19 protein-coding genes and 1 pseudogene are annotated in these 20,435 nt (G+C 45.3%); 9 read left to right on the top strand and 11 right to left on the bottom strand.

Annotated features, from left to right (window positions below):
- Positions 1 to 114: 114 nt before the first annotated feature.
- Both LRL21_RS46855 and LRL21_RS46850 read left to right on the top strand, forming a co-directional pair.
- On the top strand, positions 115 to 363 hold the full coding sequence (locus LRL21_RS46855; protein WP_420832491.1) for an IS110 family transposase: 249 nt from the start codon (positions 115 to 117) through the stop codon (positions 361 to 363).
- Positions 363 to 650: pseudogene (locus LRL21_RS46850) on the top strand (transposase); the annotation flags it as partial. The gene LRL21_RS46855 and the pseudogene LRL21_RS46850, both read left to right, overlap by 1 nt.
- Positions 651 to 1,175: 525 nt before the next feature.
- On the opposite strand, the gene LRL21_RS27470 reads toward LRL21_RS46850, so the two are convergent.
- Positions 1,176 to 1,535, bottom strand: coding sequence for a hypothetical protein (locus LRL21_RS27470; RefSeq protein ID WP_240418973.1), 360 nt, complete (start codon positions 1,533 to 1,535; stop codon positions 1,176 to 1,178).
- Positions 1,510 to 2,652, bottom strand: a complete 1,143-nt coding sequence (locus LRL21_RS27465; RefSeq protein WP_240418972.1) for a transposase — start codon at positions 2,650 to 2,652, stop codon at positions 1,510 to 1,512. The genes LRL21_RS27470 and LRL21_RS27465 overlap by 26 nt, the downstream gene beginning before the upstream one ends.
- 255 nt (positions 2,653 to 2,907) lie before the next feature.
- On the opposite strand from LRL21_RS27465, the gene LRL21_RS27460 reads away from it, so the two are divergent.
- The 3 genes from LRL21_RS27460 (at position 2,908) to LRL21_RS27450 (ending at position 4,955) form a co-directional block, all read left to right on the top strand.
- Entirely contained in the window at positions 2,908 to 3,603 is a 696-nt protein-coding gene (locus tag LRL21_RS27460; RefSeq protein ID WP_275900917.1) for a 4'-phosphopantetheinyl transferase family protein, read from the top strand.
- A 341-nt stretch (positions 3,604 to 3,944) separates the two neighbouring features.
- Positions 3,945 to 4,478: a transposase gene (locus LRL21_RS27455; protein WP_240418971.1), complete on the top strand. Its 534-nt coding sequence runs from the start codon at positions 3,945 to 3,947 to the stop codon at positions 4,476 to 4,478.
- On the top strand, positions 4,479 to 4,955 hold the full coding sequence (locus tag LRL21_RS27450) for a transposase (protein WP_240418970.1): 477 nt from the start codon (positions 4,479 to 4,481) through the stop codon (positions 4,953 to 4,955).
- A gap of 593 nt (positions 4,956 to 5,548) precedes the next feature.
- On the opposite strand, the gene LRL21_RS27445 is transcribed toward LRL21_RS27450, so the two are convergent.
- The 7 genes from LRL21_RS27445 to LRL21_RS27415 form a co-directional block, all read right to left on the bottom strand.
- On the bottom strand, positions 5,549 to 6,835 hold the full coding sequence (locus tag LRL21_RS27445) for an IS110 family RNA-guided transposase (RefSeq protein ID WP_240418969.1): 1,287 nt from the start codon (positions 6,833 to 6,835) through the stop codon (positions 5,549 to 5,551).
- A gap of 432 nt (positions 6,836 to 7,267) precedes the next feature.
- Positions 7,268 to 7,627 carry a forkhead box protein gene (locus tag LRL21_RS27440; RefSeq protein WP_240418968.1) on the bottom strand — a complete coding sequence of 120 codons (360 nt, stop codon included), beginning with the start codon at positions 7,625 to 7,627 and terminating at the stop codon, positions 7,268 to 7,270.
- A complete protein-coding gene (locus LRL21_RS27435; RefSeq protein ID WP_240418967.1) occupies positions 7,624 to 9,000 on the bottom strand; it encodes an alpha-galactosidase in 1,377 nt (458 codons plus the stop codon). Before LRL21_RS27435 ends, LRL21_RS27440 begins: the two co-directional genes overlap by 4 nt.
- 88 nt (positions 9,001 to 9,088) lie before the next feature.
- Positions 9,089 to 10,675 (bottom strand): extracellular solute-binding protein, encoded by a 1,587-nt coding sequence (locus tag LRL21_RS27430; protein WP_240418966.1) that lies wholly within the window; start codon positions 10,673 to 10,675, stop codon positions 9,089 to 9,091.
- Between the two features lie 84 nt (positions 10,676 to 10,759).
- Positions 10,760 to 11,632 carry a carbohydrate ABC transporter permease gene (locus LRL21_RS27425; protein ID WP_240418965.1) on the bottom strand — a complete coding sequence of 291 codons (873 nt, stop codon included), beginning with the start codon at positions 11,630 to 11,632 and terminating at the stop codon, positions 10,760 to 10,762.
- Positions 11,633 to 11,648: 16 nt separating this feature from the next.
- Positions 11,649 to 12,578 (bottom strand): ABC transporter permease, encoded by a 930-nt coding sequence (locus LRL21_RS27420; RefSeq protein ID WP_240418964.1) that lies wholly within the window; start codon positions 12,576 to 12,578, stop codon positions 11,649 to 11,651.
- 37 nt (positions 12,579 to 12,615) lie between these two features.
- Positions 12,616 to 14,283 (bottom strand): extracellular solute-binding protein, encoded by a 1,668-nt coding sequence (locus tag LRL21_RS27415; protein ID WP_240418963.1) that lies wholly within the window; start codon positions 14,281 to 14,283, stop codon positions 12,616 to 12,618.
- 327 nt (positions 14,284 to 14,610) lie between these two features.
- On the opposite strand from LRL21_RS27415, the gene LRL21_RS27410 reads away from it, so the two are divergent.
- Genes LRL21_RS27410 through LRL21_RS27395 form a run of 4 tightly spaced genes read left to right on the top strand, consistent with a single transcriptional unit; the run spans position 14,611 to position 16,904 of the window.
- A complete protein-coding gene (locus tag LRL21_RS27410) occupies positions 14,611 to 14,979 on the top strand; it encodes a GntR family transcriptional regulator (protein WP_240418962.1) in 369 nt (122 codons plus the stop codon).
- Positions 14,976 to 15,677, top strand: a complete 702-nt coding sequence (locus tag LRL21_RS27405; RefSeq protein WP_240418961.1) for an ABC transporter ATP-binding protein — start codon at positions 14,976 to 14,978, stop codon at positions 15,675 to 15,677. Before LRL21_RS27410 ends, LRL21_RS27405 begins: the two co-directional genes overlap by 4 nt.
- A complete protein-coding gene (locus LRL21_RS27400; RefSeq protein ID WP_240418960.1) occupies positions 15,664 to 16,338 on the top strand; it encodes an ABC-2 transporter permease in 675 nt (224 codons plus the stop codon). Before LRL21_RS27405 ends, LRL21_RS27400 begins: the two co-directional genes overlap by 14 nt.
- Positions 16,335 to 16,904: a class I SAM-dependent methyltransferase gene (locus LRL21_RS27395; RefSeq protein ID WP_240418959.1), complete on the top strand. Its 570-nt coding sequence runs from the start codon at positions 16,335 to 16,337 to the stop codon at positions 16,902 to 16,904. Before LRL21_RS27400 ends, LRL21_RS27395 begins: the two co-directional genes overlap by 4 nt.
- 62 nt (positions 16,905 to 16,966) lie before the next feature.
- On the opposite strand, the gene LRL21_RS27390 is transcribed toward LRL21_RS27395, so the two are convergent.
- On the bottom strand, positions 16,967 to 18,502 hold the full coding sequence (locus tag LRL21_RS27390) for a response regulator (protein ID WP_240418958.1): 1,536 nt from the start codon (positions 18,500 to 18,502) through the stop codon (positions 16,967 to 16,969).
- Positions 18,480 to 20,321: a cache domain-containing sensor histidine kinase gene (locus tag LRL21_RS27385; protein WP_240418957.1), complete on the bottom strand. Its 1,842-nt coding sequence runs from the start codon at positions 20,319 to 20,321 to the stop codon at positions 18,480 to 18,482. Before LRL21_RS27385 ends, LRL21_RS27390 begins: the two co-directional genes overlap by 23 nt.
- Between the last annotated feature and the right edge of the window lie 114 nt (positions 20,322 to 20,435).

Genomic DNA, 20,435 nt, shown 5'->3' with positions numbered 1-20,435 from the left:
TCCTGTAATGAAGTAATTTGAGCTTTGAATGAACAATGCACCTCTAGTATACTGGGAATCGTTCCGGGAAGAACAAACCCACATACGAAAAGAGGCGCACATATGAAGTATAAAATGAAACAGAAACAGAATCAACGAATTACGCGAATTACGGAAGGAACTTTGGTCGTTGGAGCAGATATTGCTAAGAAAATTCATGTCGCCCGAGCCGTGGATTTCCGTGGCATTGAGCTTGGCAAAGATTGTGTTTTTCATAATGATCGAGAAGGCTTAATGAAGCTGACAACGTGGATGAAAGTTTTGCAGCAGGCGCATAAGAAAACAGAACTTGTTTTCGGAATCGAGCCTACGGGGCACTACTGAAACGGAAGGGAAAGACCGGCATTACCAAGCGTGGACGCTCTCGACTGAGGGCCTTGTTGTTCCGTTGTGTGATGCCTTTGGTAGCGAAGAATAAAGAATTTAAGGCACTTCATAAGTATTTCACAATACGAAGTCAAAACCCGCTGAAAAAGAAGCAGTCGCTAATTGCACTCTGCGGCAAACTGATACGCGTCCTGCACACGCTGGGGACTAAGCAAAGAGAGTACAACGCAAACGATGTACTTGGACCGGAACGCCTTGCCCAGTTACAACAGATGGCAGCATAAATTCAAGCAACGATGACCTAAAAGCTCACTCAAGAACCGATGTGCAACTCGACAACTGAAGCACCGGAGAAGCCGAAGTTTAATATTCCATAAGGGCAAAGACCCCGTTTAGGAGCGAGAATCGGCCTCCACCCCTTGGCAGGTAGAACGAAGGAATGTAAGGGCATAGACCCAGCGTGACATGGGAGGGTAAACCCCGAGGGAAGATGTGGAGATCCACTGTGCGATCACACGAATTATCCACAGTTTGGAAAAAAACGAATCCAAGCCTTATTCCCGCCACCGGCCCTTGTGGAAAAATATGGACCTACAACAACATTCCTCCATCAACTCTAAGGTGTCGAAGTTGAAAATCTAAGAATGAGTGAGAAAACAGGCGAAAACACTATTTATAGCCTCTCGGAATTGAGTGGTGGTTAAGGTGGTGTTTGTGGAAATATCGTTAAAATACTGCTGGAAAAATTGGGAGATGAAAGCCATTTTCAAAAATGGGCAGACTAAGCCAATTTTTCGTGATCGCGTTTTTTAAGAGACTATAAATTGTTTAATCTCGTTACGAACACCATGTAGCTCTTGCTCGCGGTGGAGATACCATGCATCCATGTGTTGGCAAGTCATAATCGCGAAGATACGCATAACCCACATCATCGTGGAGCGGTGTCTGCCTGATTCCAGTTTGTAATCAATCTTCTCTCTTTTGTTGGATCGTTCCGAGGAAGTATGGCGGTTGTACACCAGCTTCCATGCTTCAGAATCGCGTGGTGTTTTGGGAAATAGCCTGGGATCATCACTAGTTTTCGTGTGGAAGGTAAGGCCGAATTTAGCATCAGAGCAGCCGCATGCTGGAGAGCACCGCCACTTACGGCGATAGCGTTTTGTGTCCATTCCGTTTGGTTTCATAGGGGTCCCCTTCGGGCAAATGGGAATGCCTGTAGGCGAGATTTGAATCCCCCTCTTTGGCTGGCGTGTTTTTCTTGGAGCGCACATTGAGGTCAATGAACGGCTCCATCCCTTGATGCTCTAGAAGTACATAGATGGATTCGGCATCATGAGCGGCATCAAGAATCATCTTGTCCATCGTGCCTAAGGTGAAACGTTGTTTGAATTCGACTGAACTGAGAACCAAGCTAACAGCGTCGTGCCTAGAAGCAGGCTGTAGTTTGGGATAAAGCGGTAAATCATGTTTACTGTCCGCAGCCGAAATCATATAGAGGTGGAAACCTTGAAAATACTTTTCACGTGAACTATCCCACCCTGAGTCGCAATCAGGCTGGGAATAGAGACGAGGATGGCTACACTCAGCAAGGCCTTGGGCACGGCAATCACAAGTCGATTTACTGCGTGAGTAAGCAGCGGTCACAATGGGCGTGCCATCTCCGCTGGCAGAAAGAGCCGAACAATCGCCAAGTAAACCAAGACGGGCGGAAACGCTTAAAATGTTGTCTTGAAAGAAATGAAAGAGTCGATCCGTAGGTAAAGCTGTTTTCTTTGCGGTATGACGCATCATCCAATCCACTAAGCGTGCGACACGGCCCGGCGTGGTGGTAGGTGCTTTCTCACCTTTTTTACCTTTTTTGGGTTTAGACTTACGCCGTTTGCGATGCTGAGGACGAAGGTGTTTGTTGCCTGAAGCCCAGAGCTGTTTGAAAAAGTCGTAAAAGGTGCCGACACCGGGAACGTCACCGATTTCAAACCCGCTGAGGATGGCATAGAGAGGCGTTCGTTTCATCTCATTAATCCATTCCGTAATGCCGATCGTGGGATTGGTCATGATGAACAAGAGCAAAGAGCGAAACAGGCAGGCGGGGTCGCGAGGTTCTGGGCCGCGGTTACTGTAGAAATCTTGAAGCAATGGAGTTATAGCGGATAAATCGGTCATCCAGAACTTCGTAACGAGTGGCCAGTCCTTATTAATGATGACAAAGGCGGGCCCGGATAACCGTCTAAAATTCTCCAGAAGAAACTGTTGGTAACAAAGATGTGGGATAAAAACAGGCTTCAAAGCAAACACCTCTTAGGGGTAGTAAGGAAATCGATCCTTCCGTCGCAATTATTGAGGTGTCCATGAGAAGTCAAGCGTTTTCGGCAAATTGAAGCCCATTTTCACAAATAAATTTCCAGTTCAAGAAGTAGAAGCAACAAAAAATCCTCCGGCAATCTTGGGAGGATTGGAACTTTGGTGGTACAAGGAAACCCTTGTCACACCTGCCACGGCGAATGCCGAGAGGCTATTACTTTTTAGTGGGAGGGAAATTTATTGCATATTTTTGTATGCAAGTTAGATTTCGAATGGGAGGAACACTGGTACCTCAAGGCTCTTGAACGTGTGGATAAGCAAAAAAAGGAGAGAATACTTCGTTTTGTTTACAAAGAAGATGCTTTTCGCTCCTTATTAGCAGATGTGCTTCTGAGGACTATTTTGCATAATCAGTTACAGATAAGTGACGAAGATATGGTGTTCGGAACTAATGTGTATGGTAAACCATATTTAGTAAAAAGGGACGACATTTACTTTAATTTAACTCATTCAGGAGACTGGGTCGGTTGTGCGATTGGACAGACTCCTGTAGGTATTGATATCGAGCTTATTCAGCCTATAGATTTTAGTCTTGCGAAAAGATTCTTTAGCCCTGAGGAATATTTAGCTCTCCAGCAGCAATCGCCAGAAAACCAACTAGATTTCTTTTACGGTCTGTGGACGCTAAAGGAGAGTTATATTAAAGCAGTAGGAAAAGGCTTAGCGATCCCTCTTGGTTCGTTTACAGTTCAGACAGCAGATGAGCCTCCAACAATACTAACCGGACTGGAGCAAGGTTATCGCTGCAAGAAATATGATTTCGTGGATGGCTACAAGTTAGCTGTTTGCAGTAAGGAAACTTGCTTCCCGACTAAACCAAAGTTCGTAGACTCTTTGCGGCTTATGAATGGAGAACTTATTACACGTTGTGATTAGTGGTTTAAATTAACATACACAGAATGTTGACTTAAAATCGGTGTTTTGAAGACCGAATTATTTACATGTACGTAGAAGGAAATATAATATTCGGGAAATATTCAGTTTTGATAATTATAGTGAGTCTTTTGTTAAAAAAAGCACTTTTACTTTGAAACTAATTAATAATCTCACTAAAATACTTGAGTGTTGCAAAAAACCTGTTGTCGATAAAGCCCAGTTAAAGTCAAGATTTTAGAAGTTTCGTCGAATGACGAATAGAAGAAGGGCATCCGCCTTTAAAGAAGAAATTGTTGGTTACGACGCCACAATTTCTAGATAAAAGGAGATGTCCCACTACTATGGTATCCCTCTACCTGCCGATCGTCAAGTTCATTTTAGCTCTCAAACTGGAGTTTTCTAAACCCCAACGGAATCACTTGTTCACTCTCGTCCATGGCATCATTCTTTGTGCCGGGCGTAAGAACATGACGCAGATTCGTAACGCTGCAAGGCAAGATTGTCATCTGAGCAGCATGACTAGCTTTCTGAACCATGCACCTTGGTGTGTCAATCGCATGCAGCGCCGACGCATGCAATTCGTCATGGATAAGATTCGCGCTAAACGAGCAAAGAGCGGTGATTCTCGGCAACTTGTCTTTCTCATCGTGGATGATACTTGCTGTAAGAAGGAACCCTCAACGAAGAAAATGGAAGCTCTCAGCTTTCAATACTCACACGAAGCAGGAAAATCAGTCTGGTGCCACTGCGTTGTCACGGATCACGTTGTAAGCGAAGGTAGTTCCTATGCTTGGGATTTCCGTCCTTATTACCGTGAAGAATATTGTAATGAGCACCGCCTCTCATTCAAAAGTAAGAATGATCTTGCTCTTTAAATGATCGAAGCATTTCCGGCTACTCAAGATGAGCAGGTTTACGTGCTCATGGATAGCTGGTACACCAGTGAGAAGGTTATCAATGCCTGCAATCGCAAGGGTTTTCATGTCATCGCCGCTGTAAAAACGAACCGACTTATCTGTGTCAGCGGCGTAACGATTTCTATGGCTGATTTCGCTGTCCAGTATCTTCGCAAGTCTGACCTACGCTCCGTTACGGTGGACAGTCAGGGGACGTACTGGGTTTATGAATATGAAGGTCCATTAAGCGAAATGGAAAACGTCAAAGCTTTGCTGTCTTGGAAAGATGAATATGCGGAATCGAGCAAACCTCAGGTTTGTCTCCTATGTACGGATTTAAGCTTGGATCTCGTTACCATCCAACGCTATTACCACGTACGCTGGAACATCGAAACCGGCTATCGCTATTTCAAAGAACTGTTAGGCTTTGACCACTATCAGTTGCTCTCCTTTTAAGGTATTCAGCGGTTTTGGTCCATCCAACAATCAAGTTAATAAGTAAATCAGATTTACTTGAAACCTGAATACCTTTCGGTTATTTATACTATTTCAAAGTCAGTTGTCCTTGAACCGTAAGATTTTACAAAGCCTGAATACGTGCCCATTGGCTTGCTAAGATGTGTGCTTTTCTAGTCATGATTAATTTCCTCCCACTAAAAAGTAATGTTTTCGCCTGTTTTCTCACTCATTCTTAGATTTTCAGCTTCGACACCTTAGAGTTGTTGGAGGAATGTTGTTGTAGGTCCATATTTTTCCACAAGGGCCGGTGGCGGGAATAAGGCTTGGATTCGTTTTTTTCCAAACTGTGGATAATTCGTGTGATCGCACAGTGGATCTCCACATCTTCCCTCGGGGTTTACCCTCCCATGTCACGCTGGGTCTATGCCCTTACATTCCTTCGTTCTACCTGCCAAGGGGTGGAGGCCGATTCTCGCTCCTAAACGTGGTCTTTGCCCTTATGGAATATTAAACTTCGGCTTCTCCGGTGCTTCAGTTGTCGAGTTGCACATCGGTTCTTGAGTGAGCTTTTAGGTCATCGTTGCTTGAATTTATGCTGCCATCTGTTGTAACTGGGCAAGGCGTTCCGGTCCAAGTACATCGTTTGCGTTGTATTCTCTTTGCTTAGTCCCCAGCGTATGCAGGACGCGTATCAGTTTGCCGCAGAGTGCAATTAGCGACTGCTTCTTTTTCAGCGGGTTTTGACTTCGTATTGTGAAATACTTATGAAGTGCCTTAAATTCTTTATTCTTCGCTACCAAAGGCATCACACAACGGAACAACAAGGCCCTCAGTCGAGAGCGTCCACGCTTGGTAATGCCGGTCTTTCCCTTCCGTTTACCGGAACTGTTTTCCTTTAGATTCAAGCCTGCCAAGCAGATGATTTGTTGGCCATGGCCGTATTGACTCAGATCACCAACCTCAGTAAGGAATCCCGCAACGGTAACCCCACCAACGCCTGGTATATTTAGCATCGGGGTGGCTCTAGGTATCTCACTTAAGATGTGCATGACTTGATCCATTGTCGTTTCCACCTGTTTAGAGAAAAGCTCAAACTGGTCGAGTAAGCCTATAAGCTCCATTCTCGCAGCTCGTAGCCCTTTTGTAAGCCCAATAGATGTCTCTGCGGTAGCAAAAAGCTTCTCTGCTCTCTTGATGCCGACTCCGCGCTTCACTTCCGTTTTCCAATGTTCGAGAACGCCTCTGGCGCCTGTAGAAACGATCTCTTCTGGCGTTGGAAACCGACGCATGGTCATTAAGGATGCTTTGCCTTCCCAGCCCTTGAACACGCTCAGATACTCTGGAAAATAGCGATCGAACCAGTTATGCACGCGGGCCTTCACTTGATTCAAACTCATCATGACCTTCTCACGGAAATTCATGAGAATGCGTAATTCGGCGTATTCCTTCGTCGGTAATTTGGGCTCCGAATACTTCCCATTTCGAATGAGGTCTGCAATGACTTTGGCATCCTTATAGTCGCTCTTCGTGGGTGAGTTGTCCTCAAGTTCTTTACTTTTGTTGACGTGATGCGGATTAACGATGACGATCTTGATGCCTTGCGCCTCTAGAAAAGCCGCTAAAGGGAACCAGTAGTGCCCCGTAGGCTCGATTCCGAAAACAAGTTCTGTTTTCTTATGCGCCTGCTGCAAAACTTTCATCCACGTTGTCAGCTTCATTAAGCCTTCTCGATCATTATGAAAAACACAATCTTTGCCAAGCTCAATGCCACGGAAATCCACGGCTCGGGCGACATGAATTTTCTTAGCAATATCTGCTCCAACGACCAAAGTTCCTTCCGTAATTCGCGTAATTCGTTGATTCTGTTTCTGTTTCATTTTATACTTCATATGTGCGCCTCTTTTCGTATGTGGGTTTGTTCTTCCCGGAACGATTCCCAGTATACTAGAGGTGCATTGTTCATTCAAAGCTCAAATTACTTCATTACAGGAATGGCTCCTAAGAGTTTTTTGGGGTTATAGAAGCATAAAAAAAGCACTCCTTTGCAACGTCCAAAGTTTGTCTCCTCTTTAAAAAAGAGAATTGGTCTTTGGGCGATCCAAACGAGCGCCAATTTATAGTTTTAAACATACCTAAGCTAGGATAGTATTAAAGACATTAGAATATCTCCATATGCCCAGGCTAGGATACATTCGCAGCTGAGGCGATGACCAGCGCCTTGCTTTTATCTTCAGACGCATACATCCATGCGTAGGAGCCTGACGTATCAAAATCCGGGCCGGCATAAAGCGGCCTTGTCGTTTGCTCCGTTAATGCCTTGATTCTCGGACTTTCCGCCAGTTGTTGAATTTTTTCAGAGAATCCATGCCTGCATTCGTCCAACCGGAAGGGTCTGTATTGAATTTGATCACTCTTGCCAGCATATAGGAATAGTAATCCTCGACCTTGCCTGACGGGTTGCCGCCGTAATAAACGGAATTCATCAGCAAATAACCAAAGCTGTCCATGCCGATTTTCATGCTGGTGCCCACTCCGCCGTTAGCGGACAGAAATCCATTATCTGAGATATGCAGCAGACCGTTATTTCTGTCACCCTGAGTAGGATATATATCCACTTCACTGGTCAGCTTGCCAATGAAGTCCGGGTGTCGTGACGTCAGATCGTTCATATAGTTTTTACCAATACGTTTTTACGATAGACGCTATCGCTTGGATGCGAGGTTGAGGTCGCCGCTGTGTTGGGCCAAAATTCGGTCAAATCAATCATTTGATGCGATAAATGATATTGAGGAATCATCGTATCCTCAACCTGGCTTCTTTTGAATTCAATGTTGGCAGGATCAGCCAAATCCCTTCCCACATTATGGTTGTCACCTGTCATGCTGAACCATAATCCGAAGCGCAGGCCTTGTCTTACAATATAATCGGTCAGGGATGCCAGATTACTTGTAAAGCTGGTTTTCGCTGTCGTTGTATCTCTAGTCGTATTCCATAAATCGTCGATCATTACCATATCCAGACCTGCCTGTACAGCCTTCGGCACAACTGTATTTCTGAAAAATGCATCTGTGCGCTGCCCTATATAGTCCCAATCATTGGTAAGAAACAGGGAGGTCACGTCATGATATTTAAAGCGCTTTCTAAAATGCTCCTCGACTGCCATTTTTCCATCTATGATATCGCCCTTAAATACCGTCATGTTCACGGAAATATACTCGAATTCCTCGTTCGGAAACAGCACCAATTGCAGCGCTTCGGTATTGGTGGATACTTTGACATTCGTTATACTGCTCCAGGCATTAATGCTGGCAAAGGGCCGCAGCATACCAGAGGTTCCCTCGGTTTTCCAATTCATTTCCGGCTGCAGGCCCCATCCATCACCCGTATTGTAGACCGTTATCGCATTTTTCCCTGCATTCGGAGCCAGCGAGCCCGAGGTACTGTACCAGGCCATATTCGGCACATAATACAGCGTGTGTGCATCATTAGGCAGGTTCAGCGAGATGATGTCCGAGTTCGTAATCGTCTTCTGGGCAGCCGCATTATTTTTAATGGAGTTGCTGTACTTCAATCCGGATTTCCCGTTATAAATTTCAAATTTCAGATTAATAGTTACATTTTGTGGGGAGGTCCGGGTCACCGGGATAGTAAGCTGCTTACCGCAATTGGTTCCGAATTTGGTAATGTCGGTAATCGTGGCGGTACCCAGCGTCCATCCTCCATCATTCGCATAGAGGTCGCTTCCACCATAGTGATAGTAAAACAAATATTGGCTTCCGCTCCCGGTGAGATATTCCTTTCCGGCCTCTTTGTTGTAATAGCTTGTCATTTGAATGCTTCCACTTGCAAAGGACACGACTGACTTCATCACGTCATTTTCCAGTGTCCACACATCACCACTTCTGACTACGCTCGAATTAGCCGCATACGCTGTCTGAATGCCACTTGTTGGAATAAACGGAATGCTTGAAAACAACATACTGAGTACGAGGACGAAACAAACGAGCCCACGAGCCATACTGCGGGCTTTACCTTTACCCATTATTAATCACCATACTTAAAATATGGATGAAAAAAGGTGATACTCGGAAAATTCCCATATCACCTCTACACCCTTCACTTATCCGTTTTTATTTACCTGCCTTATTCATGTAGTCTACATATTCCTTTTCGGCATCAGCTGTAGCCGGATTCCATTCCTTCTCCAGGAAGTCCTTGAACTGCTGCAGGGTAATGCTGCCGAGAATATACTTCAATTCCTGATCGTCTTTTTTCTTGACCATATCGGGAATCGTGCTGTTCAGATTCAGAATTTTGGGAGACCTGACAGCAGGAACATTGATAACATTCATCTGCTTTAATGCATCATCCAGCTGTGACTTGTAAGCGTTAAGTCTGTCCAGGGTATCTGCACCTTCAATGATGGCGGCGTTTCCATCTATGGCGTTAGCAAGCGTCATGTACGTACTAGTTACGGATGCAAGCTTGGTAGCCTGATCGGGAGTCCGGGTTATATTCTTCGTAGCCGGATCATAATTGTCGTAAGTTACGCCCTTAATACCAAGCTGGAACAAGGTATTCGCTTCCGTCGTATTGCCCCAATCCAGAAATTTCAGCACACTGTCGATATTTTTTGAATTTTTGGCTATCATCCAGCCGCCCCACGTTGCAGGTGTGACCCAATCGGAGGCAACGCCCTTGCTGTTTTTTAACACAGCTTGATAGGTGTACTTTTTATCCGATTCCTTATCCTTTGCCAGATTGGCCATAACCGCATATTGATGTGCGTAGATGATACCGACCCGGTTCTGGTTCATTTTTTCCTGATCTACATAGATCTTGTTAATCAGAAACTCGGGATCAATCAGCTTCTCATCGTTTAACTGCTTCAGATAGGTCAGATAAGGAATATAGCCCGACATTTTTTCTCTTATTTTATACGTTCCGTCTGTATCCTTGGCTCCATTCACGATAGGAAGATCAAATGCAGAGGTAAGAAAATTGGAGGCATTCCAGATTGTATTGGCACCCAGTGTCGGACTGGAAAAGCTAAGGCAATACGTATCCGGCTTTCCGTTTCCGTCAGGATCGTTATGGGTAAAGGCTTTGCATACATTCGTGAACTCATCCAGGGTCGTAGGCGCTTTGAGATTAAGCTTGTTCAGCCATTGCTGATTGATCATATAGCCCCAGTGGTTGACTATATTCGTTCTTGGAATAATATAGGTCTTTCCATCATTAACAGATTTGACTCCATCCCACATTTCTTTCGTAATATTTTTCGTCAAATTCGGATAATTTTTAATTTTGTCGTCCAATGGGGCAATCAGATCATTTTGCGCCCACTTTTCCATATTGGCATCTGCCCCTCCCCAATTGTAGATGAGGTCCGGCAGGTCTCCCGAGGCCATAAGCACCTGGAGCTTATCCACATAGTTATTGATTGGAGGAGCTTCAACCGAGAGCTTGACATTGGCCAGCTTTTCAACCTCCGCGATAACCGGATTATTTTCTACAACGACCGCTGCATTGACCCTGTTAAACATTTTGATTGCAGCAGGTGCTGCTTTGGCTGGTGTTGGCGCCGTGGTACCGGTTGTTGGCTTGGTGTTGGCTGCTTCTTTGTTGTCAGTATTCGGACTGCAGGCCACCACGATGGAGGAAAGCAGCGCAATGCTCACTGAGGAACTGACCAGCGTTTTGACAGACCCTTTCAATATAAACATCTCCTTTTTAATTACCATTTATTAAAACTGCAAACAACTGCAGATTTTAATCGTACGGATGAAAGCAACCAGCCATTACCCCTTGACCGAGCCTACCAGCACACCCTTCATAAAATATTTTTGCAGGAAGGGGTAGACGAGCAGAATAGGTAATGTTGCAAAAATGATGATCGCCATTTTAATCGTAAACACAGTAACCCCCGTATTGTTCATGTCCATCGTATCCTTGGTAATGCCTCCATCGTCAACAACCATTTCGCGTAAGATCAACATAAGTGGCCATAGGCTTCTTCTCGATGTATAAATAATGGCCGAAAAGAACGTATTCCATTGGGTTACCGCATGAAAGATGACAAAGGTCGCTATCGCCGGCTTACACAAGGGAACGATGATCCGAAACAGCACCTTGATTTCATTGGCCCCATCGATAAAAGCCGATTCTTCCAAACTTTCGGGTATCGCGCTGACAAAGTTTTTCATCAGGATCAGGTTATAGGCGCCAAGGGCACCAGGTAAAATCATCGCCCACAGCGTGTTATAGATATCCAGGGTTTTAATGAGATAAAAATTCGGTATTAAACCCCCATTGAAAAACATCGTGAACGTGATTAATACCATGATCACATTTCTGCCCTTTAAATCCTTCTTGGAGAGTGGATAAGCGGAAATGATTAGCAAAAAGATGTTTATTGCGACTCCGGCAACCGTAATGATGATCGTATTTTTATATCCGGTCCACATTAGCGGCATCTGAAGAATCTGCTTATAGGCGGACAGCTCGATTTGACTCGGAATGAGCTTTAATGGATTTTGCAAATATTCCGAATAAGGGGTCACAGAAAAAGATGCCACATAAAAAAAAGGAAATAAACAAGCAAGTGCGAACAAGGTGACGACTGTATAATTAAAAACGTCAAACAATTTATCTCCGAATGATCTGATACTCAAGCTCCGCCGCCTCCCTTTACCATATCCCGTCCTCTTTCAGCCATTTGGCAATCTGGTTGCTTGCCAGCAGGAAAATCAATCCGATCACTGAGGTGAACAGCCCAACCGTAGTTCCGAAGGAAAACCGGCCACCAATTAAACCGACCCGGTATACATAGGTTTCAAATACCTCGGAAACACCCAGATTCAAAGGATTCTGGAGCACAAAAATTTGTTCAAAGCCGTTGCCCATAATTTGACCGAGCCGCAAAATAAGTAAAATCACGATCGTTGATTTGATACCAGGCATCGTCACGTAGCGCATTTTCTGCAATCGGTTGGCACCGTCAATACTGGCAGCCTCGTATAATTCAGTATTGATGCTAACCATGGCGGCCAGGTAAAGAATGCTTTCCCAACCGGACTCCTTCCAGATACTGCTAATAATGACCAAGGGTCGGAAATAATTATTGTCCGCCAGAAAGAAAATAGGGTCCATTCCGATCTGTTTCAGGAAAATATTTACAATACCCCAGGAGGGTGACAGGAAGTTGACCAGAATACCTCCAATGACTACCCAGGATATAAAGTGAGGCAGGTAGATAATCGTCTGCGTTACCCTTTGATACGTGCGGTTTCGCATTTCATTTAATAGCAGAGCCAGTAGGATCGGAAAAGGAAATCCGAAAACCAGCCTAAGCATGCTGAGGTAAAGCGAGTTCCAAAACACCGTGTAGAAATCACTTAACCCGAACATGTATCTGAAATTGTCGAAACCGATCCAGGGACTCCCTACAATACCTTTGGAAAAATTGAAATCCTTAAAAGCTATGATGACGCCATACATCGGAAAATAATTAAATATTAAAAAATAAATCACACAAGGGATTAACAAAATGTACAAATATTTTTTCTTATTCAAATAACGCAAGGCATCTCTTGCCGTCTTGGCCCGTACGGTCCCCATCCGATTTATTCACCACCTGATTATCAAATTCTGACTCTTATTTGGTTTGCAGCGCACGCTGCTCTTTGAAAATATCGTAAATATCGTTAGTCCAAATCGTTTTGTCCTTATCGTTGGCATAGAAGCTCTTATACCAATCGTCAACCTGCTTGCCTCCGGCTTTTAGCCATGCTGCGATCGCATCCTGTTTGGCCATCTCCGGGCTATAGCCAGGTGTCAATATCGACTTTATCCAGATATCGCCCTCACCGACACCGACCTGCTTCGTCGTGTTCGTCAGAATCTGCTGCAGCTCCTTCGGCAGCTGAGGCATCTGCTCGGAATGCGTCGGTCCCGCTACCGGTAGATCAAAACGAATAAAGGATGAATTCGCTTCAAACATCTTTTTCACCTGATTTTGAAGAACATCCCGGGGATCGAGCTTTTCCGTACCAAAATAACATTTGCCCGCTAATGTGGGGGAAGTCAGCATAGCAAAATCACCGGCACCGAAATTAAATTCGGTTTTCCATTTATCGAGATTGATCACCTTCGGACATGTACCCGACTCCGACTTGCTGTGCACGCCTTCAAAGCCGTAATACATCGTTTTCATAAAAGTATCGGATGCGGCAAAATCAACGTATTTCATCACCGCTTCCGGATCTTTGACTTGAGCATTGACAACAGCCGTCATCTGGATCGGATTAACTAAGATCGGGTTAAATTGCCCCACCGGAGTTACCGGATACGGAATGACTGTAACTTCAGCACTCGGAACATTTTTTTTCAATTTCACATAATAATCGTTATAAAAAACAATCGGAACGTTAAACTGATCCATGTATATCCCGATTTTCCCGTTCAGGAAATCCCGCTTCGCTTTTGAGCCATTCTTGTCGTTCAAGTAGTCCTTATCAACCAGACCTTCACTGTAGAGCCTTTTTTTAAACGCCGTAACCGCCTTAATGTGATCCCAGCCATGGATAAGCTCGTTGTTTTGCACAATGAAGCCCGGGTAGGCGACGCCAAACATTTCATCCAGAATAGCTCCGGAGCTATAGGACATCGCGATACCGTAAGTGTCCTTTCTGCCGTTTCCGTCCGGGTCCTGCTCCGTGAAGGCTTTGGCTACCTGATACAGCTCCTCAGTCGTTTTCGGGATGTCCAGGTTCAGCTTTTGCAGCCAATCGGTACGGATAAACAATCCGCGCTGCGGAATCGTTTCATTGATACGCCCGAACTGATACAGCTTGCCATCGGTTCCTGTTCCTGCTTTCCTGAGCGATGGATATTTCTGCAAAAGCGCTTTATATTCCGTACTGTACTTGTCGATCATGTCGTCAATCGGACGAAGCTGCTTTTGGTCGATCAACGGATTTTTGACCTGCGGCGCATATTCCAGAATCAGGTCTGGTGCTCCCCCGCCTGCGAATAATGTGTTCAGCTTTTGCTCTGATTGTGTCCGGGGTACAGCTATGAATTTGACTTGTACGGGTCCTGTTTCGTTAATCCATTTAGTGATTTTATTGTTTTCAATCGTGCCCTCACTGGATGGAATATTACCACGGTCATAGATGGTTGCCGTAATCATCCTCCGCTGATCGGACTTTGACACACCACTGACACCATTCCCGTCGATCACGTTCGTACAGCCTGTTATCACGACGATCCATGCTGCAGAAGCCAGCATCGGAAGGACTACTCTTGCTATTGGATTAGACATTGTTATTCCCCCTGTTCATTTACAATGTCTATCATACCATCTTCATCTCACCGCACCTTCCATATCTTGTTGTTTGTCTATATACCTAATTGTAGGGAAATTGAGAAAGAGCTACATCTACGATTTATGGGGAAAAAGATAAAATTTTTAGATCAAATGGAAATCGATAAATGAACGAACCACCGAAAAAATGCCAATACCAGGTTGGGCAGCCATAACTTGCTGCTCAGCCCATTTTCGTGTCCATCATTGACATGAAGCTTTCCCATGTGTTACTGTATTAATTAAATAATACAGTAACACAGTTTGTGGTCGATGGAGGAAGCGATGGAATTTAATCAGAAAGAACCGATTTACTCCCAAATTATCGACGAATTTCGCATAAAATTCATCCAGGGCACCTATACACTGGGGCAAGAAATCCCTTCGCGGCGTGAGCTTGCCAAAACGTTGGGAGTCAATCCCAATACCATTCAACGGGCATACAGGGAAATGGAGGACATGAATTTGATTATTACCGTCAGGGGTCAGGGAAGCTTTATGACAAGCGATCGGGATATGCTGGAGTCGATTCGGAAAGAGGCGTTGAACGAGACAGTCGGGCAAAGCGTAGAATTGCTGCGGTCTTTCGGTAAATCCGACCAAGACATTTTGGACACGGTGAAAAAGTATTTGGAAAGGGGAAAAACGCCATGATCAATGTGGAGCATGCCGTAAAAACGTTTGGCCGGAAAAAGGCGTTGGACGATATTACGTTTACTGCGGATGAGGGACAAATTATCGGAGTGTTGGGAACGAACGGCGCAGGGAAGTCGACGGTCCTTAAGGCGATAGCAGGTCTTTTACGATTGGATGGCGGCCAAATCATGATTGATGGGAAATCGCCATGCCTATCGACCAGAGGGATGATGACCTTCCTTCCTGATGCGAACGTTTGGTACCCTTGGATGAAACTATCCGACAGCATGAGGCATATGAAAGACATGTACTGGGACTGGGACGATAATAAAGCACGGCATTTGCTCGATTTTTTCGAATTATCGGCAGATTCGTTGATTCATCAGGCATCGAAAGGAACGCGGGCCAAGATGAAATTACTGCTCGCTCTAAGCCGGCAGGCAAAGTATATGCTGCTGGACGAACCTTTTTCCGGCATAGATCCTTTCGCAAGAAAGCAGATTGCGCAAGCGATCGTAGAAGATTTCATGGAAGAAGGGCAGACGATCCTCGTTTCGACGCATGAAATATCGGAGGTCGAAGTGATGCTGGATGAGATACGTTTTATTCACGAGGGAAAGCTTCTGCTGGCTGGTAATGTCGAGATGCTAAAACTGGAACGCAACCAATCGTTGATGGAAATGTTGAAAGAGGTGTATGATCATGCACGCGTTTAGGCGATTATTCTTGACCGATCTGCGAAATCGAAGGAATACGCTGCTCGTTACATTGGCAACAACCGTTCTTTTGAATGCGGCGCTTTCCATCCTCATCTTTTATTTGCACCTGCCTCAGGTAGGACTTGGTCTGATTACGCTGCTTGATGTCATAATTTTTGCCGGCCTGCTGTTGATGACGTTTCTTCACTGCTTCTCGACATGGCAAGAGGAGTGGAAGCAACAGGCGATTACCCATTTGTTATCCCTTCCGGTACCTAGAACTTATATGCTGATGTCCAAATATATGGTGATTTTATTGGAGGCACTGCTGATAACGGTGGCTATGAGTGTGGGTATGTGGGTACAACTGGGGATGAGCAACGGACTATTGTTTCGAGTCGAACCTTTGCTTTTATTCGATTGGTCGAAAGTTTTGCTCATCGTGAAATGGCTTTTCTCTGCGACTGGGCTTATCTTTCTATGTTTTACGAGCATATTTCTTGGAAAATGCAGCCGTAGTCATTCTATGCTGATCACTTTTTCAAGCTTTACGGCGGGACTGCTCGTTTGGATCGTAGCCTTTGCCAATTTCCCGTCCTTTCTCACATTGCTCATCTTTTGTCTGGCATATTTTTCAGCAAGCTGCTATTTGCTGGATAAGAAAGTAGGTATCGAATGAAACAGCCATCGATTTTCGGACAGTTTATACGCCATTCGGGTCAGGTAGGCAGTTTGGTTCCCAGCTCGGGTTTTTTAACCCGCAAAATGCTTCCGCCCTCCTTGCCATGGCACAAGATGGCCCAAATCGCGGAGTTGGGCCCCGGCACCGGTGTATTTACCCGGTATATCAAACGACATATGGATCCTCGAAGCCGGTTATTTTTGTTCGAACAAAATGAATCTTTTCGGGAAAATTTGAATATTCAATTTCCTGATCTCCCCATTCTGAACGATGCATTGAGATTGGGGGAAATCGTTAATGAAACGGGCAGACCGTTCGACTTGATCGTTTCGGGTCTTCCTTTTGCTAATTTTTCTTCCGAACTGAAAGAAAGACTATTTCTATCCATCGAGAGCGCATTGGCAAGCAATGGAACGTTTATTGCGTTCCAATATACACTGCTGCTCAAAAAAAACTTTCAGACTCACTTCCCATCTATCGAAACGGGGCATACATGGATGAACGTACCGCCAGCTTGGGTGTTTAAATGCAAAAAAGTGAGGGGAAAGCATGACCCAATCTGATAAAGATCCGATTGAGTCATAACAGCAATCTCTGCGTCCATAGCCTCATGACTGCCGTACAATTAGCTTTGATAAAGCTTGCGGTAATCTTTAGGGGATAGACCCGTGGATTGCTTGAACAGCTTGGCAAAGTAATTCGATAAATCGTAGCCGATTGTGCCGGATACCTCGGTAATTTTCATATCCGTATTGCACAGCAGCTGCTTGGCTTTTTCCATGCGCAGCTCGATTAAATAATCGATAAAGCTGCGTCCGGTTTCTTTCTTGAACAAATGGCTGAAATAGGCCGCATTCAAATGCACCTGCGAGGCTACCTGCTGTAACGGCAGCGGCTCGGAGTAATGCTCCTCCATGTAGCGCGCCGCCTTTAATATCGCATTTTCGCTGTATTTTTCCTGCCATTTCGTGAAGTTATGGAAAAAACGATCCGTTTCCGTCTGCATCCAGCAATAAATCTCGTCCTTGCTGCTGCATTCATGCAGCTTGCTGATTCGATCCGTCAAGGTTTGCGGCTCATATATCTGCTCAAACTGTTTACGTGCCGTATCCTGAAGCGCAAAGCTCAGCGATAATGCCTCCATTTTCCCGTTTTCCTGAGACATTCCGCTAGCTTCTTTCATGAAATGGTCCAGATACTGCTTTAAAGCTTCCATATGTCCAGATACGATAAATGCAACCGTCTGCGCACTGATCAACTGCTGACGCGCCCGATTCATCGGCAGCATGCCCTCCGCTTCCACCCCTTTATCCGTACGCTCGGCTATTCTTGCTCCTTCCATACCGGCTTCATAGAGATCGGCGAGCTGTGTCAGGCTGTGAGTCAAACCAGCATGATGCGTTGAGACCGATAAGCCCAGCAGACGTGGGACCGTTTCACATACCGCATCACATAGAGCCTGTACCTCGGCTGCAGCCTTCACGAGCAGCGCATATCGGCCGTATTCAATAAGCAGCAGCTTGCCTGCTATCCCGTGTGTGTCCAGCAATTCACTAATGATGTTTAAAACAGCAAACTGCAGTAACGGAACATCTCTCCGCGTATATTGCTTATGAGCAGGATAATAATCGGTAATTCGAAACAAGATGAGCTTGCACCCATGTAGTCCATGCTCCAGTTCTGCTACTGCCTCCGTATGATAAGGAAACCTCAGAAAAATCGCCCTTAATGTATTTTCCAGCATCAGCTGATGCTCTGTTTCCGCTTTTCTGAGCCTTGCCTGTTTGTCCAGAACAAGGTCATTCACTTTATCCAGCGCGTCATATACATCCTGTTTACTGCAGGGCTTGATAAGCAAATCGAGTGCGCCATAACGAAGTGCAGTCTGAGCATATTGGAAGTCCTGAAAACCCGTTATAACGATAAACTCAATATCCGGGAACCTGCTTTTTACACGCTTCAACAGCTCAAGGCCATTCAATAACGGCATTCGAATATCCGTGATCACGAGGTCAGGCACCAGCTCCGCTATCAAGCTCTCCGCCTCTTGTCCATTCTCCGCTTCCCCACATACGCTCCAGTTGGTCGTGGAACCGGTGATCATTTTCGCAAGACCTTTCCTGAATAAAGGCTCATCCTCAACCAGAAGCAGCCGATTCATCTACTGCACCTCCTTTCATAGGCTCGTAAGCTTCACACGGCAAAATTAAACGCATCATCGTTCCCTGCTGCAGCCGCTGGATATCCAGCCTGTACGGCTCGCCATGCACCAGGTAAATACGTCGTGTAACGTTGCGAACACCGAGGCTCTCCCGCTCTCCTTGCTGATCGTGGACGGAGCGATCCTTCATAATGTGACGAATTGTATCTGCATCCATCCCGCACCCGTTATCCTCGATTTCAATATGCATTTCTGTATGCTGTCGAAAAGCTCGAATGGACAGGCGCTTATTAGCCGTCTGATCACGAAACGCATGAACAAATACGTTCTCAACGAGAGGCTGCAGCAGCAGCCTTTGCATGCCACAGCCGCTCAGCTCCTCCTCGGCTTCAATACTGACATGCAGATCTTCGCCATGCCGTGCTTCCTGTATCGTAATATAATTACGGATTTGCGCCAGCTCATCCTGCAGGGTGCTTGGGGTCGACACGGATGCCAAGGAATATCGGAGCAGCTCCGACAAGCTGGTTACGAGAGAAGCCGTTTCCTCATCCTCGTAAAGCAGCATGATTTTCCAATAAATAGAGTTAAGCGCATTATGCAAAAAGTGGGGATTCAGCTGCGCCTGAAGCGCCTTTAATTCAGCCTCCTTCTCACTCAGCTTGCTTACATACACCTCCTGAATCAAGGATTGAATATCGGCTGCCATCGTATTGAAGCTCTCCGCTAGAAAAGCAAATTCATCATTCGACGTCTTGGCAATTTTCACACGCAAATTTCCTTTGCGCAGCTGCTGCATAGCCGCTACCAAGCCTTGCAGCGGCTGAAGCAGTCTGCCGCTGAAGAAGGAAACACAAACCGCCATGAGCATCACACTGACCAAACCGGAAATTAAGGCTACCTGATAAACACGCCGTCCTTTTTCCTCGATATCCACCAGTGAAATGCCGCTTACCAGTGTGAACGACCGCGGCTCAAAGACACTTTTGACAAATAAATAATCATTGCCATCCTCCGTACGCTGGGTAAAAACACCTTCCTTATTTTCCCAATCCGGTACAAATCCGATACTGCCTTCTGGCTCCCGGCTAAAAAGGATGCGGTTATATTGATCATAGAGATAGGCCCCTGTGGTTCGACCTGCCATCAACGATTCGAGAGGGGTTGCCAGAAATGATTCGTCAATGATCATAATAATCATGCCATATACCGTTTGCTGTTTGGTTGATTTCAGCAGCCTCGCGGCCACAAGATGGCTCTTCTCACCGGACGGATCCGAAGAATCCTGAATAAGCATCCGCTGCCACACCAGCTCAGCGGACTCGCTTTTCAAACCGCTTTTGACCCTATTATAAAATTCCGGAAATTCGATCTGCAGCGAAGGGCTCATATGACTGAAGTAGCTGTTAGCACCCTGCAAATCAACGATATACAAGGCGCGAATTTGCGGTGTTTCATTTTTTACAGGAAGCAATATATCTGCCAGATCCCTCTCAAGTATAAAACTGCGATACTCCGTGCTTTCTCCTTCCGCAGGCTCGGCATGCATGTTTTGGACGATTTGCTCTACAAGCGGATGGAAAAAAATAAAGTCGGTGATCCGGTGCATATCTTGAATTTTGAAGCCAATCTGCTCAATCGTTTGTTCGCTCGTATTGAGATACTGCTTGCTGATCTCGCTCTCAAACAGGTTCAAATAAATCCTGTAGGACACATAGCCGGTAACCATGGAACACACAATAATAATCACGGAAAGGATCAATATTAATTTCACTTTGAAATGTTGATTGATGTATTGGAGAACACGTCTATGCTTCATTGCGAAGAACTCCTTCTGCAATCGATGCCACCACTATAAGTAAATACAAATAAAGTAGAGAAGCTACTGTTATACAGAGCCTCCCTACACCATGCGAATCGGACGTAACAAAAA

The organism is Paenibacillus periandrae (assembly GCF_022458865.1).
In the GTDB taxonomy this organism is placed as follows: domain Bacteria; phylum Bacillota; class Bacilli; order Paenibacillales; family NBRC-103111; genus Paenibacillus_S; species Paenibacillus_S periandrae.
Note: the sequence above shows the minus strand (reverse complement) of the source record. Positions and strands in the feature narration are given on the sequence as shown.

Excerpts from the sequence above, each read along its gene's own strand:
- LRL21_RS46855 (WP_420832491.1), top strand. The coding sequence starts at position 115 with ATGAAACAGAAACAGAATCAACGAATTACGCGAATTACGGAAGGAACT.
- LRL21_RS27470 (WP_240418973.1), bottom strand. The coding sequence starts at position 1,535 with ATGGACACAAAACGCTATCGCCGTAAGTGGCGGTGCTCTCCAGCATGC.
- LRL21_RS27455 (WP_240418971.1), top strand. The coding sequence starts at position 3,945 with ATGGTATCCCTCTACCTGCCGATCGTCAAGTTCATTTTAGCTCTCAAA.
- LRL21_RS27450 (WP_240418970.1), top strand. The coding sequence starts at position 4,479 with ATGATCGAAGCATTTCCGGCTACTCAAGATGAGCAGGTTTACGTGCTC.
- LRL21_RS27445 (WP_240418969.1), bottom strand. The coding sequence starts at position 6,835 with ATGAAACAGAAACAGAATCAACGAATTACGCGAATTACGGAAGGAACT.
- LRL21_RS27440 (WP_240418968.1), bottom strand. The coding sequence starts at position 7,627 with ATGAACGATCTGACGTCACGACACCCGGACTTCATTGGCAAGCTGACC.
- LRL21_RS27435 (WP_240418967.1), bottom strand. The coding sequence starts at position 9,000 with ATGGGTAAAGGTAAAGCCCGCAGTATGGCTCGTGGGCTCGTTTGTTTC.
- LRL21_RS27420 (WP_240418964.1), bottom strand. The coding sequence starts at position 12,578 with ATGGGGACCGTACGGGCCAAGACGGCAAGAGATGCCTTGCGTTATTTG.
- LRL21_RS27415 (WP_240418963.1), bottom strand. The coding sequence starts at position 14,283 with ATGTCTAATCCAATAGCAAGAGTAGTCCTTCCGATGCTGGCTTCTGCA.
- LRL21_RS27410 (WP_240418962.1), top strand. The coding sequence starts at position 14,611 with ATGGAATTTAATCAGAAAGAACCGATTTACTCCCAAATTATCGACGAA.
- LRL21_RS27405 (WP_240418961.1), top strand. The coding sequence starts at position 14,976 with ATGATCAATGTGGAGCATGCCGTAAAAACGTTTGGCCGGAAAAAGGCG.
- LRL21_RS27400 (WP_240418960.1), top strand. The coding sequence starts at position 15,664 with ATGCACGCGTTTAGGCGATTATTCTTGACCGATCTGCGAAATCGAAGG.
- LRL21_RS27395 (WP_240418959.1), top strand. The coding sequence starts at position 16,335 with ATGAAACAGCCATCGATTTTCGGACAGTTTATACGCCATTCGGGTCAG.
- LRL21_RS27390 (WP_240418958.1), bottom strand. The coding sequence starts at position 18,502 with ATGAATCGGCTGCTTCTGGTTGAGGATGAGCCTTTATTCAGGAAAGGT.
- LRL21_RS27385 (WP_240418957.1), bottom strand. The coding sequence starts at position 20,321 with ATGAAGCATAGACGTGTTCTCCAATACATCAATCAACATTTCAAAGTG.